Origin of the sequence: Flavobacterium sp. KMS (assembly GCF_000813005.1) — a bacterium.
Lineage (GTDB): Bacteria > Bacteroidota > Bacteroidia > Flavobacteriales > Flavobacteriaceae > Flavobacterium.
On the sequence record NZ_JSYP01000017.1, the window covers coordinates 38,845 to 55,808 of the forward strand.

Annotated in this window: 13 protein-coding genes; 4 read left to right on the forward strand and 9 right to left on the reverse strand. The window is 33.4% G+C overall.

All coding sequences use genetic code 11. The annotated features are described in order from the left end of the window. Positions 1-8 precede the first annotated feature (8 nt). Both OA93_RS16870 and OA93_RS16875 read left to right on the forward strand, forming a co-directional pair. Positions 9-2,402 (forward strand): TonB-dependent siderophore receptor, encoded by a 2,394-nt coding sequence (locus OA93_RS16870; RefSeq protein ID WP_052259498.1) that lies wholly within the window; start codon positions 9-11, stop codon positions 2,400-2,402. Between the two features lie 4 nt (positions 2,403-2,406). After that, positions 2,407-3,561 carry a hypothetical protein gene (locus OA93_RS16875; protein WP_039114673.1) on the forward strand — a complete coding sequence of 385 codons (1,155 nt, stop codon included), beginning with the start codon at positions 2,407-2,409 and terminating at the stop codon, positions 3,559-3,561. 353 nt (positions 3,562-3,914) lie between these two features. On the opposite strand, the gene OA93_RS16880 is transcribed toward OA93_RS16875, so the two are convergent. The 5 genes from OA93_RS16880 to OA93_RS25520 form a co-directional block, all read right to left on the reverse strand. Beyond that, positions 3,915-4,514, reverse strand: a complete 600-nt coding sequence (locus OA93_RS16880) for a GNAT family N-acetyltransferase (protein WP_240474746.1) — start codon at positions 4,512-4,514, stop codon at positions 3,915-3,917. Positions 4,515-4,667: 153 nt separating this feature from the next. Beyond that, on the reverse strand, positions 4,668-5,999 hold the full coding sequence (locus OA93_RS16885) for a lysine N(6)-hydroxylase/L-ornithine N(5)-oxygenase family protein (RefSeq protein WP_205625787.1): 1,332 nt from the start codon (positions 5,997-5,999) through the stop codon (positions 4,668-4,670). Positions 6,000-6,007: 8 nt separating this feature from the next. Then, on the reverse strand, positions 6,008-7,426 hold the full coding sequence (locus tag OA93_RS16890; protein ID WP_240474747.1) for an aspartate aminotransferase family protein: 1,419 nt from the start codon (positions 7,424-7,426) through the stop codon (positions 6,008-6,010). Positions 7,427-7,714: 288 nt separating this feature from the next. Beyond that, on the reverse strand, positions 7,715-8,341 hold the full coding sequence (locus tag OA93_RS16895; RefSeq protein ID WP_039114676.1) for a response regulator transcription factor: 627 nt from the start codon (positions 8,339-8,341) through the stop codon (positions 7,715-7,717). 648 nt (positions 8,342-8,989) lie between these two features. Continuing rightward, positions 8,990-11,386 carry a TonB-dependent receptor gene (locus OA93_RS25520; protein WP_039114678.1) on the reverse strand — a complete coding sequence of 799 codons (2,397 nt, stop codon included), beginning with the start codon at positions 11,384-11,386 and terminating at the stop codon, positions 8,990-8,992. A 360-nt stretch (positions 11,387-11,746) separates the two neighbouring features. On the opposite strand from OA93_RS25520, the gene OA93_RS16905 reads away from it, so the two are divergent. Then, entirely contained in the window at positions 11,747-12,169 is a 423-nt protein-coding gene (locus OA93_RS16905) for a hypothetical protein (protein WP_039114680.1), read from the forward strand. 4 nt (positions 12,170-12,173) lie between these two features. On the opposite strand, the gene OA93_RS16910 is transcribed toward OA93_RS16905, so the two are convergent. From OA93_RS16910 to OA93_RS16920, 3 genes are all read right to left on the reverse strand, one after another. Beyond that, positions 12,174-12,527, reverse strand: coding sequence for a DUF1622 domain-containing protein (locus OA93_RS16910; RefSeq protein ID WP_039114682.1), 354 nt, complete (start codon positions 12,525-12,527; stop codon positions 12,174-12,176). A gap of 76 nt (positions 12,528-12,603) precedes the next feature. Continuing rightward, positions 12,604-13,134, reverse strand: coding sequence for a hypothetical protein (locus tag OA93_RS16915; RefSeq protein WP_039114684.1), 531 nt, complete (start codon positions 13,132-13,134; stop codon positions 12,604-12,606). A gap of 415 nt (positions 13,135-13,549) precedes the next feature. Further along, positions 13,550-14,410, reverse strand: a complete 861-nt coding sequence (locus OA93_RS16920) for a helix-turn-helix domain-containing protein (protein WP_039114686.1) — start codon at positions 14,408-14,410, stop codon at positions 13,550-13,552. A 109-nt stretch (positions 14,411-14,519) separates the two neighbouring features. On the opposite strand from OA93_RS16920, the gene OA93_RS16925 reads away from it, so the two are divergent. Beyond that, positions 14,520-15,545 carry an LLM class flavin-dependent oxidoreductase gene (locus tag OA93_RS16925; RefSeq protein WP_039114739.1) on the forward strand — a complete coding sequence of 342 codons (1,026 nt, stop codon included), beginning with the start codon at positions 14,520-14,522 and terminating at the stop codon, positions 15,543-15,545. 286 nt (positions 15,546-15,831) lie between these two features. Here the strand turns inward: OA93_RS16925 and OA93_RS16930 are convergent, their stop codons facing one another. Then, positions 15,832-16,962 (reverse strand): efflux RND transporter periplasmic adaptor subunit, encoded by a 1,131-nt coding sequence (locus OA93_RS16930; RefSeq protein ID WP_039114688.1) that lies wholly within the window; start codon positions 16,960-16,962, stop codon positions 15,832-15,834. Positions 16,963-16,964: the final 2 nt, after the last annotated feature.

Sequence of the window (16,964 nt, forward strand, 5' to 3'; positions counted from 1 at the left end):
ATAATTTCGTGAATTATTTTACATCATTAAACAAGTACATACCCTCGCTGCTTATTACTGCTGCGTTCTTATTATTGTCTTTACAAACTCAGGCACAACAAACCCAATCGGGTGTCATCAAAGGTCAGGTTATGACAGAAGATGGAAAGAAGGTACAGTACGGCACTGTTAACCTAAATGGAAAATACAGTGTAAAAATAGACAAGGATGGTTGGTATACGTTTGATAAACTTACATCAAAAAAGAATACGCTTACAGTCAATATCATGGGATTAGCCCCACAGACAAAAACGGTTACCGTAGAAACAGGAGAAGAAATTTTATTGGATTTTAACCTTACTGCTAATGCCGAAATTCTTAATGAGGTTTTTATTGTAGGAAACAAATATAAAATTACTTCAAAAAAGAAAAGTGAGTATGTGTCGAGACTTCCAATTTCAAACCTTGAAAATTCACAAGTTTATAGTGTAGTTGACAAAGAACTAATCAAAGAGCAGATGGCTTTAACAGTCGAAGAATCTTTTAGAAATGTTCCGGGAGCTGCACCTGCAAAAACGGGGGCTGGAATGCCCTCTTTTTTCTCGAGGGGTTTTCAAACCAGTGAAAATTTCCGTAACGGAATGGCAACTTATCTGCGCACAGGTGTAGATCTTGCTGCTGTAGAACGTGTAGAGACCTATAAAGGTCCAAGTTCTACACTTTTCGGAGCGCAGATGACCTCATTTGGAGGAATTGTTAATTACATTACCAAAAAACCATACGATCATTTTGGAGGCGAAATAGGCTATACCATGGGAAGTTGGGATCTAAACCGTATGACATTAGACATCAATACCCCAGTTAAGGATGCCGAAGGTTTACTGGTTCGGTTAAACGTGGCTCGTCAGACCGAAAATACCTTTCAGGATCAGGGTAACTCTACTACTTTACTTATTGCACCAAGTATTACTTATCAAGTATCAGACCGTTTGAAATTTACGCTGAATGCTGATTTTCAAAGTGTACAAGGAATTGCTCCGGGCGGATGGATTACTTCTCCTACGTTGGGTCTAAGTAGCTTTAAAGATCTTAATCTGGACTACCGCATATCACTTAACGACAACTCTCTTGTAAGTAAACAGGCTTCTACCAATGTATTGCTTGATGCTGAATACAAAATTTCTGACCAATGGATCTCTCGGTCCAGATATGCTTACGGTGGTGGTACTTATGATGATCTTTATATTTTTGATTTCATCTGGCAAAATAAATCATCTGTTGATCGCGTATTAAGAGCATTTACGGATGAAAAAACAGTGCGAAAAAACTTCCAGCAAAATTTTACCGGAGATTTTAAAATCGGGAACCTCAGAAACAGACTTGTTGTAGGTTTTGATTATTTATCCAGTTACAGATCAACCCGATATGATGGATTAGGATATGGCGGTAAAGTATTTGAACCGGCAAACCTCGATAATCTAGGTGCAACACCAGTAATTCGAATAGAGGACGTTGAATCGGTTTTAGCAAAAAGAAACACGGGACAAAACCAGACAAAAGAATCTACCTATAGTGTTTATGCCTCTGATGTTCTAAATATAACAGATCAACTTTTAGTTATGGCTAGTTTACGTGTAGATCGTTATATTGGTGATGGAACAACAAATACAAAATCCCGCACAACTGTAGGTGACTACAATCAAACCGCACTTTCTCCTAAATTTGGTCTTGTATATCAAATTATTGAAGACAAAGTAGCGGTTTTCGGTAATTATATGAATGGATTTAAAAACATAGGCAGCAAACTTCAGCCAAATGGAGAAGTTTCTGTTTTCAAACCCCAAGAGGCTGCACAACTGGAAGGTGGTGTTAAACTTGATTTATCAGACAAAATCAATGCAACTGTAAGCTATTACCAGATTGATGTAACAAACAGTTTAAGAAATGATGTGACAACTCAGGGAACCTTCGTTGTTCAAGACGGAACACAAAAAAGTAAAGGGCTTGAAATAGAAATTATCGGAAGACCTTTTGCAGGTTTCAACTATGTAGCCAGTTATGGATATAATGATAATGAGTTTACCAAGTCAGCCGAAAATGTAATGGGCAAAAGAGCCGCTGGTACTCCAAAAAATGTGGTTAATCTTTGGGCAAGTTACACTATTGTTAATGGTAAAGCTCAGGGATTGGGATTGGGAATTGGAAATTCTTATGTTTCTGATGCTTTTATTGACAATACAAATACTTTTACTCTTTCCTCTTATAATCTTCTTGATGCTACCCTGTTTTACAACCGTCCCAAATATCGAATTGGTATTAAAGCCAATAACATTCTGGACAAACAATATTGGGTGAGCGATGGTTATTATGCACGTCCACAAAAGCCAAGTAATTTTATGATCAACTTTACTTATAAATTTTAATTAGATGGAGCATATTGATCAGCGCGCTTTCAAATCCCAAAGAATACTATTGGGAGTAGTAATGACTTTTGCGATTCTGGATCATACCCGACTGTTTTTTCATTACTGGAACACCAATCCGGCAGATTTAGATCATACCACTTTCACTTTGTTCTTTACCCGATTTATATCCCATTATTTTGCACCGGCAATTTTCTTTATAGCTGGTATTGAATTATTTCACTGGATGGGTAAGACAACCAAAAACCAAAATGTATGGCAGTTATTCAAACTTGGCAGTGCACTGATCCTTATTGAAATTTTCGTAAACAATTTTTTATATACGTTTGATCCCTATTACCGTACGATTGGTGTCTTTATCATTGGTTCATTAGGTTTATGCCTGTACTGTATGGCGGGGTTACAATACTTCAACAGAAAATTGATCTTATCGATCGCTTTAACTATTATAATAGCTCATCATTTACTGGATTCTTTGCAAATGAAAGGAGATTCTATAAATGCTATCTTCTGGTATTTGTTACATCAACAAAAATTTATACCTCATGGTCAGAGTTTATATATCGTAAATTATACACTACTCCCCTGGTTTGGTGTTCTTTTACTGGGTTATTTTTTTGGATTCTTTTGTAGGTCAGAAAGTTCGCCAGTAATTCGAAAAAAAGTACTGCTGTACAGTGGTTTTACTCTTATTGGATTATTTTTCTTATTACGTGGCCTAAATGGTTACGGAGAATCTATCCCGTGGAAAGCAGGAAATTCTAACCTAATCAGCCTACTGTCGTTTTTCAATCTCACTAAATATCCAGCTTCATTGGATTTTCTGGCGATCACATTAGGTCCGATTTTCTTGTTCTTAGCTTATGCAGAAAACTGGAAAGGCAGGGTTGTTAGTTTCTTTTTTACTTTAGGACAGATTCCTTTGTTTACCTATCTGTTCAGTACACTCATTATTCATTTAGCAGCTATGATTTGGTTATGCTTTAATGGAAAACCATTACAAACGATGGTAATAACGACTGCTTCTTATGGTAAAGATAGTCCATTACTTAATTATGGATACTCTTTAGCTACGGTCTATATTTTGTGGATTGTATTCGTTCTGATCTGTTATTTCATAATAAAAAAAATAAAACCGATGCAACAAGATTTACTATAAAAATTGTAAATAGTACATTCAAGGAAATAAAAAATGCAGAGAACATATTGACTATGATCTCTGCATTTTTTTATTCTGGTTAAATTTACCAGGTCATAAAAAACAAAAACAAAGTACATTTTTTGACTCCTTTTTTTATTAAGTATCTAAAATAATGCACTAAAAGTATATTTAGGAGGTTTTACAGTGAACAAATACAAATAAGAAACTTTCATTCTTAACTCCAAAAAAATAAGCGGATCCACCCCTGAACCCGCTTATCATTCTATTTAACAAAAAAAACATTTACTTTCACCTTAATCACTTTAAATTAAAGCTACAGTACTTTTTATTGGATAATTCCAATATTATATCTAAACCGATTGCAAAGCTTTATAATAATCCTCACGTGTACAAAACTCAAGATGTGCTTTTTTATGAGGCAGATCAATTTCGGTTTGGAATACAAATCCGGCTTTTCTATTCAATGCATGAATTTTATGATTGCGTGCATCAGGTTCAACAACAACACGTTGATTTTTGGCATCACAAAAAATAAAATCCAGTATTACGGTAAAAATTGTCCAGGTAAACTTATTTACGGGTATTTCTAAGGGCGCTACTAAGATATGCATCCCTTTATCCCCTTTTTCTACTTTATAGTACTCTCCAATACTATCTGTCTCGGGATTGTAACATTCTAATAAAAAAGAAATGTCACCATTAAAAACACCCATATAAACATCAGTTTTCTCTAGAATTTCGCGGTATGAATCGTACACTTCCTGCAAAGAAAATCCATTCATTCCCCAATAAACTGCGTAATCACGATTCACCCAGTCATGAAGCAAAGGCGTATCAGTTTCTAAGTCTATTGGACGCAATTCAAAAACGCCCATACCAGGAATTGTTTTGACAAAAACAATATCAGAAACGGCTTTATCTTCTATATCAATTATTTTATTATTCATCATCTCTTATCAAGTTAAGCTTATTATTATTTTAATGGGAGTGACATAATCTTATTTTACACTTTTCTTCAAAATGGTAAAACAACAACCAAGATTATCTCAGCCGATTACGGTCTTGTTATTGAATACCTTTTAGCCGTTGAACCGGAGCAGTGTTTACAGAATCTCTTCAAAAACATTTGACTCTACAACTTCAGCTACAGCAACTCCAAATTCCTGAAAAGCAATTTTTGTTTCAACTGCATAATGCTCAACACCCGTAATTTCTTTGATAATATAAGAATTTCGGTAACAAACCATTCCTAAGTCGGGTGTAACAAATCCGTGTGTGTGTAATTCTGCATTCTGAACAAAAACTTCTCGTCCATTTTTATCAATACTGTAATTTCGATTGGCAGCAAAACGTCCTTTATCATCCCATTGGATTCTGTCTGTAATTCCTTCGAGGAAAGGCGGCAATTTATAACCGTAACCTGTTGCCAGAACTAATGCGTCGGTAACATGACGGTATTTTTTATCTTGTTCGACCTGATGTAATTCCAATTCAAAAGACTGTTTACTTTCGTCAAAATCTGCTTTTACACAAGCGGAATTTGTTCTTAAATTCACATCAATTTCTCCAATCACTTTTTTAGCATAAATAGTGTCGAAAATAGTTTCAATCAGATCTTTATTAATTCCTTTGTAAAGCAATTTCTGCTCTTTTAACAGATAATCTCTCTTCTCAGCGGGAAGACTGTAAAAGTAATCCACATATTCAGGAGAGGTCATTTCTAAAGTAAGTTTGCTGTAATCCATTGGAAAGAAACGGGACGAGCGCGTAATCCAGTTCAACTGATATCCGTACACATCAATTTCCTGCAATAAATCATTAAAAACTTCGGCAGCACTTTGTCCGCTTCCCAAAACGGTAATCGCCTTTTGTTTTTGTAATGCTGCTTTATTCTGCACGTAGGCAGACGAATGAATTGCTTTTCCTTTAAGAGTTTGACAGGATTTAGGAATATGTGGTGCAGTTCCAGTACCTAAAATGATCTTTTTAGTCTTGTAAAAAGTAACCTTGCTTGTTTTGGTGCAAACTGTACTCACAATATAAACAGACTCATTATCATCATATTCAATCATCGAAACTTCTGTATTAAAAAATACATTTGGGAGTTTCTTAATTGCCCATTGACAGTATTGGTTATATTCGTTTCTTAACAATAAAAAGTTTTCACGAATGTAGAACGAGTACATTTTGCCCTGTTCTTTTATATAATTCAAAAAACTAAACGGGCTAGTTGGATCTGCGAGTGTTACTAAATCAGCCAAAAAAGGAATCTGAAGAGTGGTGTCCTGCAATAACATTCCGGGATGCCAGTTGAAAGATTCATTTTTATCAAAGAACAAACCATCCAGATTTTCAATTGGTGCTGTAAGACATGCCAGACTCAAATTAAAAGGTCCAACACCAACAGCTATAAAGTCGTATATTTTATTTTCCATAAGGGGTATTAATTTATCAATGTATATTCCTGACCGTGAAAAACGATTAAATTTATAATTTCTTCAATATCGGCCTGAGTTGTCAGAGGGTTAAGTAGTGTGAATTTCAAAAATACTTCATTATAGACTTTTGTACTCGTTATAATGGCTTTTCCTTCATTAAAAATAGCTTTACGGATGTAACTGTTTAAGCTACAAAAAGATCCTTCATCTGTTTTCCAAGGTTTATAGCGGAACACAATTGTGCTTATTTCAGGATTATGAATTACTTCAAAGTCATCTCTCCTTCTTAAGAAATCTGCGGTAAAGAGAGCATTATCAATCGCTTTGTCCATGTAGGTGCTTAGTCCCTTTGTTCCAATTATTCTTAGGGTAAACCATAATTTTAGGGCATCAAATCTGCGGGTGGTCTGTATTGATTTCTTCACCATGTTTGGAATTCCCTCGTCTTCCTGCTCTTTTGAGTTCAGGTAATCTGCATGGTATTTTATATAATCAACATACGATTTGTCTCTCATAAAAAAACCACTTGAACTTACCGGCTGATAAAAGGTTTTGTGATAATCTATAGTAACAGAATCTGAAAGTCCAATGCCTTCCAATTTACTGTTATGTTTCTCACTGATCAATAATCCCCCGCCATAAGCCGCATCAACGTGAAACCATAATTTATTCTCTTTTGCGATTGCAGCAATTTGGGTTAAGGGATCAATTGACCCAAAATCTGTAGTGCCTGCTGTACCCACAATTGCTATTGGAATATTTCCTAAATCTTTCTGCTGCTGAATTACTTTTTTCAAAGCCTGAACATTCATTTTAAAATCAGTATCAACTGCCACAGGAACAACTGCATTTTGGCCTAATCCTAATAAACTTAAATTCTTCTTTAAGCTAAAATGACTTACTTCAGAACATAAAACTCTAAATTTTGATGCATCCGCAGGAAGTCCGTCCATTTTAGGGTCCATATTGTAATTCTTTTTCACAAAATGATCTCGCGCTAAAAGTAATCCCATCAAATTCGACTGTGTTCCTCCGCTTGTAAAAATTCCATCTGCTCGTTCCGGATAACCCAATTTTTCAATCGTCCAGTCTATCAGCTTCAATTCGATAAAAGTGCCTCCGGTACTTTGATCCCAGGTATCCATTGACGAGTTTAAAGAAGAGATAAACGCTTCTGCAACAAGTGTAGGTATCAAAATTGGGCAGTTTAAATGAGCTATGTACTTTGGGTCATGAAAATGAATACAATCATTCAGGTAAACGTCTTTAAGCTCGTCTAAAACATATTCTAAACTGTTTCCCTGATTCTTTTCGTCAAGTACTATTGCATCAATTTTTTCTTTAATCGAAGAAATGCTTGCGCCTGTAAAAGGAGTATCTCTGCTTTCTAAATGATTTGCAATTAGTTTAATTGTTTTTTTCATACTCTTCTTGTAAAGAGAAATGGCTTTTTTATTATTAGAAAAAATGTGCTTGACATGTTTTTTTTCTAAAACCTCTTTTAATTCAATTGTGCTTATCTGTTCACGTGCTTCCATTGACTTATTTTATTTAGATTCATTCTAAAGAATAGTTTTTAACAAAAGTATATCCCATAAAAACTAAAGTCAATACTACACGAATAGTAAATAAAATTATACAAAAGAGGTAGTAGCAATACTACATATGTAGTATAAAATAGACAAAAAAAACACTATTTACCTAGTCTTGAATTATATTATTTTTCTGTCAATTGCATATAAAATAAGCTCTGGGGTGGTATGTCTGCCAGTTTTTTTCATAATATTTTTCCGATGAGTTCTAAATGTATGAATACTTATAAAAAGGTCAGAAGCAATGCTTTTCCCATCATTACCTTTAGCAATCTGCTTTAAAATTTCAGACTCTCTAAAAGTTAGTTTTTCTTTTAAATCAGATGCCGGAGAAATAAGCACATCTACAAGAAGATTTAGTATTTTCGGACATAAGTAACGTTCACCGTTTTCAATTTTATACAAAGCATCAAAAATAGTCTGCTCCTGACAGTCTTTTGAAATAAATCCGTCAATATTTTCTTTCAGAAAACTACTGATCGTTTGTTTATTCTTAAAGTATGATAAAATGATAATTTTACAATTTGGAGAATTCAGCCGTAGCTGCTTAAAGTCATCATCATAAAATAAAAAAATATTATTCGGATCGATAATTAAGTACTCAACTATATTTTTCTCTAGATGAGTAATCAACTCATCTTTAGAACCTACCACGGTTAAATTTGATTTCTTCACAAACTTTTTCAAGGTCTGTTTCAATCCTATTATATGCAAGTTTTCAGAATCTGCAATCAGGAAATTTTTCATTATTTAGGTTGTTTAGATTTGGTCTAAACAAAAATAACAAATAAATCTCACATTATTGTATTAATTTTTCGCACTTATACAAATACAAAGAAAGAAACTAAGTACAAAAAAGAAACCTTAATGACAAGTTTGAGGAATTGTACGCGGATAAAACAGATTCGCTCGAGCGAAAACACAATCCCAAAGCGTCGGGATTGATTTCAGATGTGTTATAGTACGCGGATAAAACGGATTCGCTAGAGCGAAAACACAGATAAAACGAATTTCTCGATATTGCTTTTAAAAATCTGCTTTTATCTGTGTCTTTACTTTTGTAAATCCGTGTCATCGGCGTTCTATTTGTAGCCAATTCTAGAACAGACGAATTAAATTCTATCTAACTCTTTGTGTATAGTACGCAGATAAAACAGATTCGCTAAAGCGAAAACACGATCCCGAAGCGTCGGGACGGATTTCTCGATATTGCTTTTAAAAATCAGCTTTTATCTGCGTCTTTACTTTTGTAAATCCGCGTCATCCGCTTTCCATTTTAGACAATCTTTGTGAAGTTTCTTAGAGCCTTAGAACCTTTGTCGCTCAGAATCTTAAAAAAAAAAGGTTCCTGATAAAAATACCAGAAACCTTTTAATTATTACTTAATAGATTGTCTTAGAAACTGTAACCAACAGCTAGATTAAATCTTGATCCATTTCCTCTTGTATAATTGGCATTTGTACCGTAAAATTGAGAAGTTGTAGTATAATAATCGGTGTTAAGTAGGTTTTCAATACCTAATTTTACTCTAATTTGATCGGTTACTTTATAAGCTGTAGCCAGATTCCATAAGTTGAATGAATGAATCGGACCTTCACCAATTGCATAAGCTCCTTTGGCATTTGGTTTAAAATAATCGCGATCTCCAACATACATCCAATATATTTCTACATTTAATCTTTCGTTTCCAAATTTTGCGTAACCAGTCATTTTAACTGGAGGTATCCTGTTTGATTTTAAATAAATATCATTTTCTCCATAAAAATGACCATCACCGTCTTTATCGCCTCTTCCTTGTACATAAGCGTAATTTCCTCCTACAGTAAGTTGTTTTAATACTTGATAATCTGCCTGAATCTCATAACCCCATACACGCTCTGGTAAACGTTCTGCAAGTAAGAAACCATCAACTTGGATCAAGTTTGTTCCTAGTTTAGAAGTACTGTAATAATAAGCTGCACTAAGATTAAACTTCCCTAATTGGCTGCTAAAACCACCTTCATAATTATTTACGATAATTGGTTCAGTTTCTAATTTAGAGATAGCATCTTGTTTTGCTGCAGTAAGAACTCTACCTAAATCAAATACGGAGAAAGCTTGAGAAAAACTGATGAAAGGGTTCAAAAACTTGAACTTAGAATATCTTATACCTGTATTAAAAACAAATGCATCATAATTAAGTTCGCCACCTTTTACGGCAACACTTCCCGCACCGTTTGCTCCTGTAGCAAGGGTGTTATAATCATCAATATTTATTTTGATATTTTCGATACGTAAACCAGCTTTTACTGTCCAATCCTCAAATAATAGAGTCGATAATTGTGCGTAAGGAGCTAGATTAACCATATCAATGTTTGGAACCCATACTCTACCGTCAACTAATTTTTGATTTGTTTTATCATTTAGTAAATCAAAACCATAAGTAACATCTCCTGTAAAGTCTGACGAAACTGTAAATGGAGTGTTTAAATAAACTCTTAATCCTTTTTTGGTAGATGCTGTTTGTGATTGTCCAGATCCGTAGAAAAAGGCAGAATTAGAGAAAATAGTCAAGAAATCCTGAAAATATAAATTAGCTGTTAAACTAGTATTGCCAAAAATCTCTTTGTTTACATATTGCAGATTTGCATTATGATTGTAACGTGTTCCTTCATCAGCACCCTGTCTGTTTCCGAGTACGCCAATTGCAGGGCTAACTCCATAAACTCCATTTTTAAGCACAAAATCAGAATCTTGGTTAGAGCTAAAATAATTATACATCAATTCAATTCTTTGTTTATCTGTAAGGTCATATCCTAGTTTGGTAAACACATTATATGTTTTAGTTTCACCCAATCCATATTCTGGAGAAATAACTTCTCCTTCTCCATCGCGGAAAACACCAGTTCTGTCATATACACCACCTACGATATAATTAAAGTTTTTGATTCTTCCGTAAAACTGTTGCAAAAGTCTATATCCTACAACGCTATCTCCTTTTATGTTACCTGTTGTTCCTGCTTCACTATAACCAGCAAACTTCTTTTGTGTCTTGCCCGATTTTGTAATATAGTTAATCAAACCTCCATCGGCTCCATTTCCATAAATAGCTGTTGCTCCTTTTATAACTTCAATACGCTCGATTACCGAAGGATCAATAGAGCGTAATTCTCTACCAGCCGATTTTAATGGTGTCGATTGCGGAATCCCATCGATAAGAACCAAAGGATTTCTTCCTCTAAGAGTTTGTCCGTAATTACCAGTATTATTAGTCGCAGAACCTAAACCTGGAACTGCAAAAGCAAGAACATTAGCAATATTTGGACTTACAATTGATAAGTTTTCGATACTCTTAGCGTTAATTACCGTTACTGATGATGGCGTTTTAGATAAAGTTTCTACTTTTCTGCTAGCCGAAACAATTATTTCATCAAGCTCAGATCCATTATCTCCAGAATTTGCGCCTAATGCCTGATCTTTATTTGATACTTTTAATATTAAATTAAGTGTTGTGGTTTGATTTTTAGAGACACTAATCTCTTGTTCTATTGTTTCGTAACCTTTTAAGGATGCCTGTAAAGTATAAATATTGGCGATTATTTTGTCAAATTTAAAGCTACCGTCACTACCAGTCGAAGTGCTATATTTTGATGCTTTAAGAATAATACTTACTCCTGTTAAAGGTTTGCCACTTGAAGTTGTTATTTTTCCTTTAATTTTCCCTGGGCTTTGTTGCGCGAAAGATGTTAAGACCGAAAATAAAAAACAAATTATAAATATAAACTGTGATATTCTTAAGTTGAGATACTTCATTAATTTTTAAATTTGATTGGTTATCTGTTTTTAATAGTTCTAAATAAAAACAGCGCAAATGTAAATATTAATAATCCTTTAACAAAAATTATTTAGATTAATTCTATATAATTTTTGTTAAAAAATCACCTCAATTAGCTTCAATATCAAATGCCTAAATATTTATAGAATGCATTAGAAATAGTAATATTTAGAAAGAATAGAAATCCTGGTACCACTCACCTATCACAGTCATTAATATCAATTTGGTTTTAAATATTCATTTTTGTAATTTCATTTTTTATAACCTTAAATTATGTATCTACAAGTATTGTATTTCTTTTTTAGAAGAGAACAAAATTTGTTATCGGAATTAATTAAATGAAAACACCTTATCAAATTTCAGATTTTATAGAACAAGCAGACGAAAATGGTTACGTAGCACTTAAAGTTTTTTGTAATAAAGTTTTTAGACTAAATGACGATGCGATTTCTGGATTTTTTGATTCAGAATATAGATTTTATGACTCCCCTAGATCTCAGGCGGCTCGAAAAGATATACGAAATAACATCTCTTTTATCGAGATTATTAAGAAAAGAAGAGCTACTGGAGAAACTTATACCGTAAGAAAAGTTAATGGTGGAATATATAAAGACGATTTGGAATATTTTATTGCACAAGCCAAAATTGCAATACTGGAAAATGATCAACTATTTGACAAGGTCTACGAGCAATATGCTTTACAAAGAAATGAAAAAGTAAGAATAAATCTGGAAAAATACGGATCTCAAAAAGAGGAATGATTCATTACTCCTCTATCTTTTTGCTTTTCTGCCATGGAAATTTCCCTTCGATTTCTACCTCGAGTGATAAACTCAAAAATGTTCTAATTAATACAATAACTCCTAACGAAAGGACACGATCCATTGTTGGTTCGGTTACAACTGTGCCAATAATATCTCCTGCAACAAGGATTTCTAGACCTAATAAGATTCCTTTACCAAGTTCTTGCCTTAATATTTTATAGGAACGTGGAGTTGTTCCCTGAAGTGAAAAAATGAACTTACCCATCGCTAGCACAATCCCTATAATTATGGTGATAATACCAGTTATTTCAATTCCTTTCGCTACATATTCTATGTATATTTTTACTACTTCCATTTTATCTTATTTTCAATAAATTAGCATAGACTAATGTAAGTAAATTAACCCACATTAATCTATATTAATATATCTTTTATAAAATAGGATTGGAATGAACTAGCATTGCTTTTCTAAAATAAACTTGCTCTTGATTGCTATTCTTGCTATTATCTTCTTCATAATCGAATACTTGATATTCCAGAGATTCCAATAATTCAATCAAAATAACATCATCTTTAAAAGCTTTAATCCATATTAAATCATATTTTCTTTGATTAGCAACTTTTTCAGCACGCTTGAGTAGTACCATTAAATCATCTTTTCCAAAATAAACAATATGGTCAATACCAACAGGTTTATTCGCACCAAGATTTTGATTAGATAGTCTGGATGAGTTAAGCTTCATAAAACCTAAAGGTGTTTCGTTATCATAAACCATCATTATTTCGACCGAAAAATCATTTTGTATTTTAAAGAGTTTAGGAATAGACAAGTTTTCTTCGACATACTTCTCCCCTAATGCTGTTGATTCTCCAAATAAATTGGAATAGAAATTAATTGCCTGATTTTCTATCCAACCAGCATTATCATTTATTATAACTACAAATTTTGCAACTTTTGACATAATTTATTTTTTATTTACACATTGTCAGTAAAATTATCATGGTACAAAGTTGCGTTGATTTGTTTCATCAATAAAGAGCCAAATGTCTTATATGTTGGTCATAAAGTCGTTTTTAGAGAAGCTTAACCATAAAGAAATTTACCGCAGAGAACGCAAGGGAAAAACGCAAAGTTCACAAAGTTTTTAATCTGTAGGTTAAAAAGTTTAACCATTAAGATATTAAGATTCATTAAGGATTAAGCTTAATTTTTCTTTTTTTCTTAATGGTGAAAATTATTTTTGATGGTTGTGTTAAGCTTAACTGCAGAGCACACAAAGTAGTAATGACCAAGCTTTGCGAACTTTGCGTAAAACTTTGCGTCCTTTGCGGTTAATTTTTTGTTTTTAATTTCTCTGCGGTAAAATCAACAAGTTATTATCCATTATTTTTACGGTATTCCAAAGGAGAAAAACCAGCAGAATTCTTAAAAAATTTTCCGAAAACAGATTGATTGGAAAAGTTCAGCATTTCACTTATCTGATTAATGGTTAGTGCTTTGTTTTGCAGTAATACTTTAGCTTCAAGCACTATAAAATCATCAATCCAATTGCTAGCTGTTTTCCCACTATTCTTTTTTATAACTTCAGATAAATATTTGCGTGTAACATTTAAACTATCAGCATAATATCCTACGGAACGTTCTCTTAAAAATTCTTTGGCAAGGATTTCTTTGAATTTTTCAAACAATGGATTTTGATCGTAGTTATCGGTAATAGTTTGTTTTATAGCATCAAGTTCGAATACTAATATATAGAGATAACTTCTTAAAATTGAAGATTGATTGTTGTTATCTCCGTTAAGTGTATCACTAATTAAATCAAATATTTTCCCAAATTTAATTTTAGCACCTTTCTCAAGGCTAAATACATGCATCTGACTATTATCGAAAAAATCATATTGATTCAGGAAGAAAACATTTGCCTGATTTTTAAGGAAGAATTGCGGTTTAAAAAAGATGATATCCATTAAAATTTCATCGCTGTTTTTGGTAAAACTTCTTATTACCGAAGGTCCTAATGTGATTATTGCTGGTGCGTGAATTACAATTTTTGTAAGCCTTGTTTGCATTATAATACTTCCTTTTTTAAGAAATTCTATCGCATAACTTTCTGCTCGATAAGGTTCGTCGATGTAAGGATGATCATTTATTTGTACATAAAAATAATCGTTTTTGTTTTCCTCAGTTGTAAACAAGCTTGTATGATGCTCAAGTGAGTATGTTATAATTTTGTTCATTAATGAGAAATTGGAAGCTAATTTATAGCCAAATATAATTAATGCTGGACGAATACTTAAATGTAGCCACAATAAAAAGAAAACAAAATTTATTATCTTTACTACTATGATGGAAATAGGTATAGATAGTTTTGCCTCTGCAATGTACGGGGACAATAATACGCTAAGTAGCGTAGATGCAATGGAGCAATTATTACAAAGAATTGAACTAGCTGATCAGGTAGGTCTTGACATATTTGGTATTGGCGAGCATCACAAAAAAGAATTCTTAGATTCTGCTACAGCAGTTATTTTGGCAGCAGCTGCAGCAAAAACAAGCAATATTCGGTTATCAAGTGCCGTGAGTGTTTTAAGTGCTGCTGATCCTGTGCGTGTATATCAAAGTTTTGCTACTCTGGATTTAATTTCCAAAGGACGTGCTGAAATTGTCGTTGGGCGTGGATCATCAATAGAAGCTTATCCCTTATTTGGGTTTAATCTTAATGATTATGACCAACTTTTTAAAGAGAAACTAGAACTTTTGCTGCAAATACGAGATAATGAATTTGTTACTTGGTCAGGAAAATTTCGTCCTGCTCTAAATAACCTTCCTGTTTATCCACGTGCATTACAAGAAAAATTACCTATTTGGCTAGGCGTTGGCGGAACTCCGGAATCTTTTGTGAGAGCAGGAACTCTGGGATTACCATTAATGGTTGCTGTTATTGGAGGTCAAACACATCGTTTTCGTCCGTTAATTGATTTATATAGAGAAGCTGGTAAAGCAGCAGGATTTACTGCCAAAGAATTAAAAGTAGGCTTGCATTCGCCAGGTTATGTAGGTAGTACGAATGAAAAAGCAATTGCCGATTATTATCCGGGTTATGCCGAACTTTGGACTAAACTAGGAAAAGAACGTGGCTGGCCACCTGTTACAAAAGCACAGTTTGATAGTCTTATCGACGAAAAAGGAGTTTTGGTTGTAGGGAATCCAGAACAAGTAGCTGAGAAGATTTTAAGACATAGTGAATCTCTTGGCGGTGTTTCAAGATTTACATTCCAAATGGATAATGCAGGACTTACACATTCCCAATTAATGAATGCTATAGAATTAATTGGAACAAAAGTTATCCCATTAATTAGAAAAGCAGAATAAATTTTATTTTGCGTCTTAATAAAATTAACACATAGAAAAATAGATTTTTTTAGTTACCAATAAAGCGTTTCACTTAGTTGAAACACACATAGTTAGCTATGTGAAAAAAATATGATTTTCTATAAGGTGCTTAGATATTCATTTTAAATCTATGTTTCTATCTGTTAAAAATCATTTTGCGATATATATTGTGTTAGACGCACTGCGGTGCGTCTCTACCTAGATACATTAAACAGGAAAGGTAGCCTAGTGACTACCTTTTTCTGTTTAGCAAATGTTTGGACTTTTACTCTCCGCTATTCATAAATGTCATTAAAAGTGTGTACGCATTCTTAGTCACAACTTTTGATGATGCATTTATTAAAGAAGATTTAATTTGGCGAAAGCCTTCATTAGTCGTTCCTGGTTCTACCGGAATCATTTTATAATTATTATTTCCTGTAGAAGAAAAAACAAAGAATTTGCCTTGCCATCTTACAACAGCATCTTCTGGAACGGTAAGTGCTTTTTCGTTTTCAAATTCTGCTTCAGCATTAATAAAAAGACCAGGAAGTAATGAGCTATCGTATTTATTTACTTTACAGATAACTTCGGCAGCACGATCTCCGTTAAGACTTTGATTTATATAAGCAATTTTAGCTGTATATTTCTTTGAAGGATTACTATTGGTAAAAGCTGTAACCGATTGTCCTACAGAAAGTAAGTGTACATCTTTCTCAAAAGCATTCATAACAAGAACGATATCACTGGTTTCCATTAATTCAAACAACATATCCGTTGGAGATATGTATTTCCCCACGTTTACATTAACCTTAGTTACCAGACCATTTATAGGCGAAACAATAGATACCGTTTTACTGATATTTGAGGCTGTAAGTGTTCTTACATTAATCCCTAATAAAGTTAATTTCTGTGCCAATGATGCCATATTTATACGCTGAGTTTGCATTTCGGTAGCAGTTTGTTCGTATAATTTATCGCTACTTGCTTTCTTGGCATTAAGTTCTTTTTGTCTGTTATATTCGCTTTGCGATAATTGAAACTTTTCTTTTGCAGTAAGATAATCCTGTTGCAGTTGTATGTATTGCATATCTTCTACTACTGCTAATAACTGGCCTTTTTTAACATGCATTCCAGACATTAAACTTGTTTGTTTAATATATCCTCCTAACGGAATACTGATGCTTACAACACTTTTGGGCGGTACAGTAACTGTTCCCTGAAGCGTTAATATTTCTTTTACATTTTTTTCTTGTGGGTTCCCTACAATCAATCCAGCATTTTTTACCTGATCATTAGTTAATTGAATGCTGTTTTCTTGCTTATTGACTTCAGCATTATTTTGTTCTTCTTTTTTGTCGCTTTTGCAGGATACTATAAGCAACATGCCTAAAATTGCGGTTATATATGTTCTCATTA

Bases quoted from the DNA above. Each gene is read 5' to 3' on its own strand.
- OA93_RS16875 (WP_039114673.1), top strand. From the start codon at position 2,407: ATGGAGCATATTGATCAGCGCGCTTTCAAATCCCAAAGAATACTATTG.
- OA93_RS16880 (WP_240474746.1), bottom strand. From the start codon at position 4,514: ATGATGAATAATAAAATAATTGATATAGAAGATAAAGCCGTTTCTGAT.
- OA93_RS16885 (WP_205625787.1), bottom strand. From the start codon at position 5,999: ATGGAAAATAAAATATACGACTTTATAGCTGTTGGTGTTGGACCTTTT.
- OA93_RS16890 (WP_240474747.1), bottom strand. From the start codon at position 7,426: ATGAAAAAAACAATTAAACTAATTGCAAATCATTTAGAAAGCAGAGAT.
- OA93_RS16895 (WP_039114676.1), bottom strand. From the start codon at position 8,341: ATGAAAAATTTCCTGATTGCAGATTCTGAAAACTTGCATATAATAGGA.
- OA93_RS25520 (WP_039114678.1), bottom strand. From the start codon at position 11,386: ATGAAGTATCTCAACTTAAGAATATCACAGTTTATATTTATAATTTGT.
- OA93_RS16905 (WP_039114680.1), top strand. From the start codon at position 11,747: ATGAAAACACCTTATCAAATTTCAGATTTTATAGAACAAGCAGACGAA.
- OA93_RS16910 (WP_039114682.1), bottom strand. From the start codon at position 12,527: ATGGAAGTAGTAAAAATATACATAGAATATGTAGCGAAAGGAATTGAA.
- OA93_RS16915 (WP_039114684.1), bottom strand. From the start codon at position 13,134: ATGTCAAAAGTTGCAAAATTTGTAGTTATAATAAATGATAATGCTGGT.
- OA93_RS16920 (WP_039114686.1), bottom strand. From the start codon at position 14,410: ATGAACAAAATTATAACATACTCACTTGAGCATCATACAAGCTTGTTT.
- OA93_RS16925 (WP_039114739.1), top strand. From the start codon at position 14,520: ATGGAAATAGGTATAGATAGTTTTGCCTCTGCAATGTACGGGGACAAT.
- OA93_RS16930 (WP_039114688.1), bottom strand. From the start codon at position 16,962: ATGAGAACATATATAACCGCAATTTTAGGCATGTTGCTTATAGTATCC.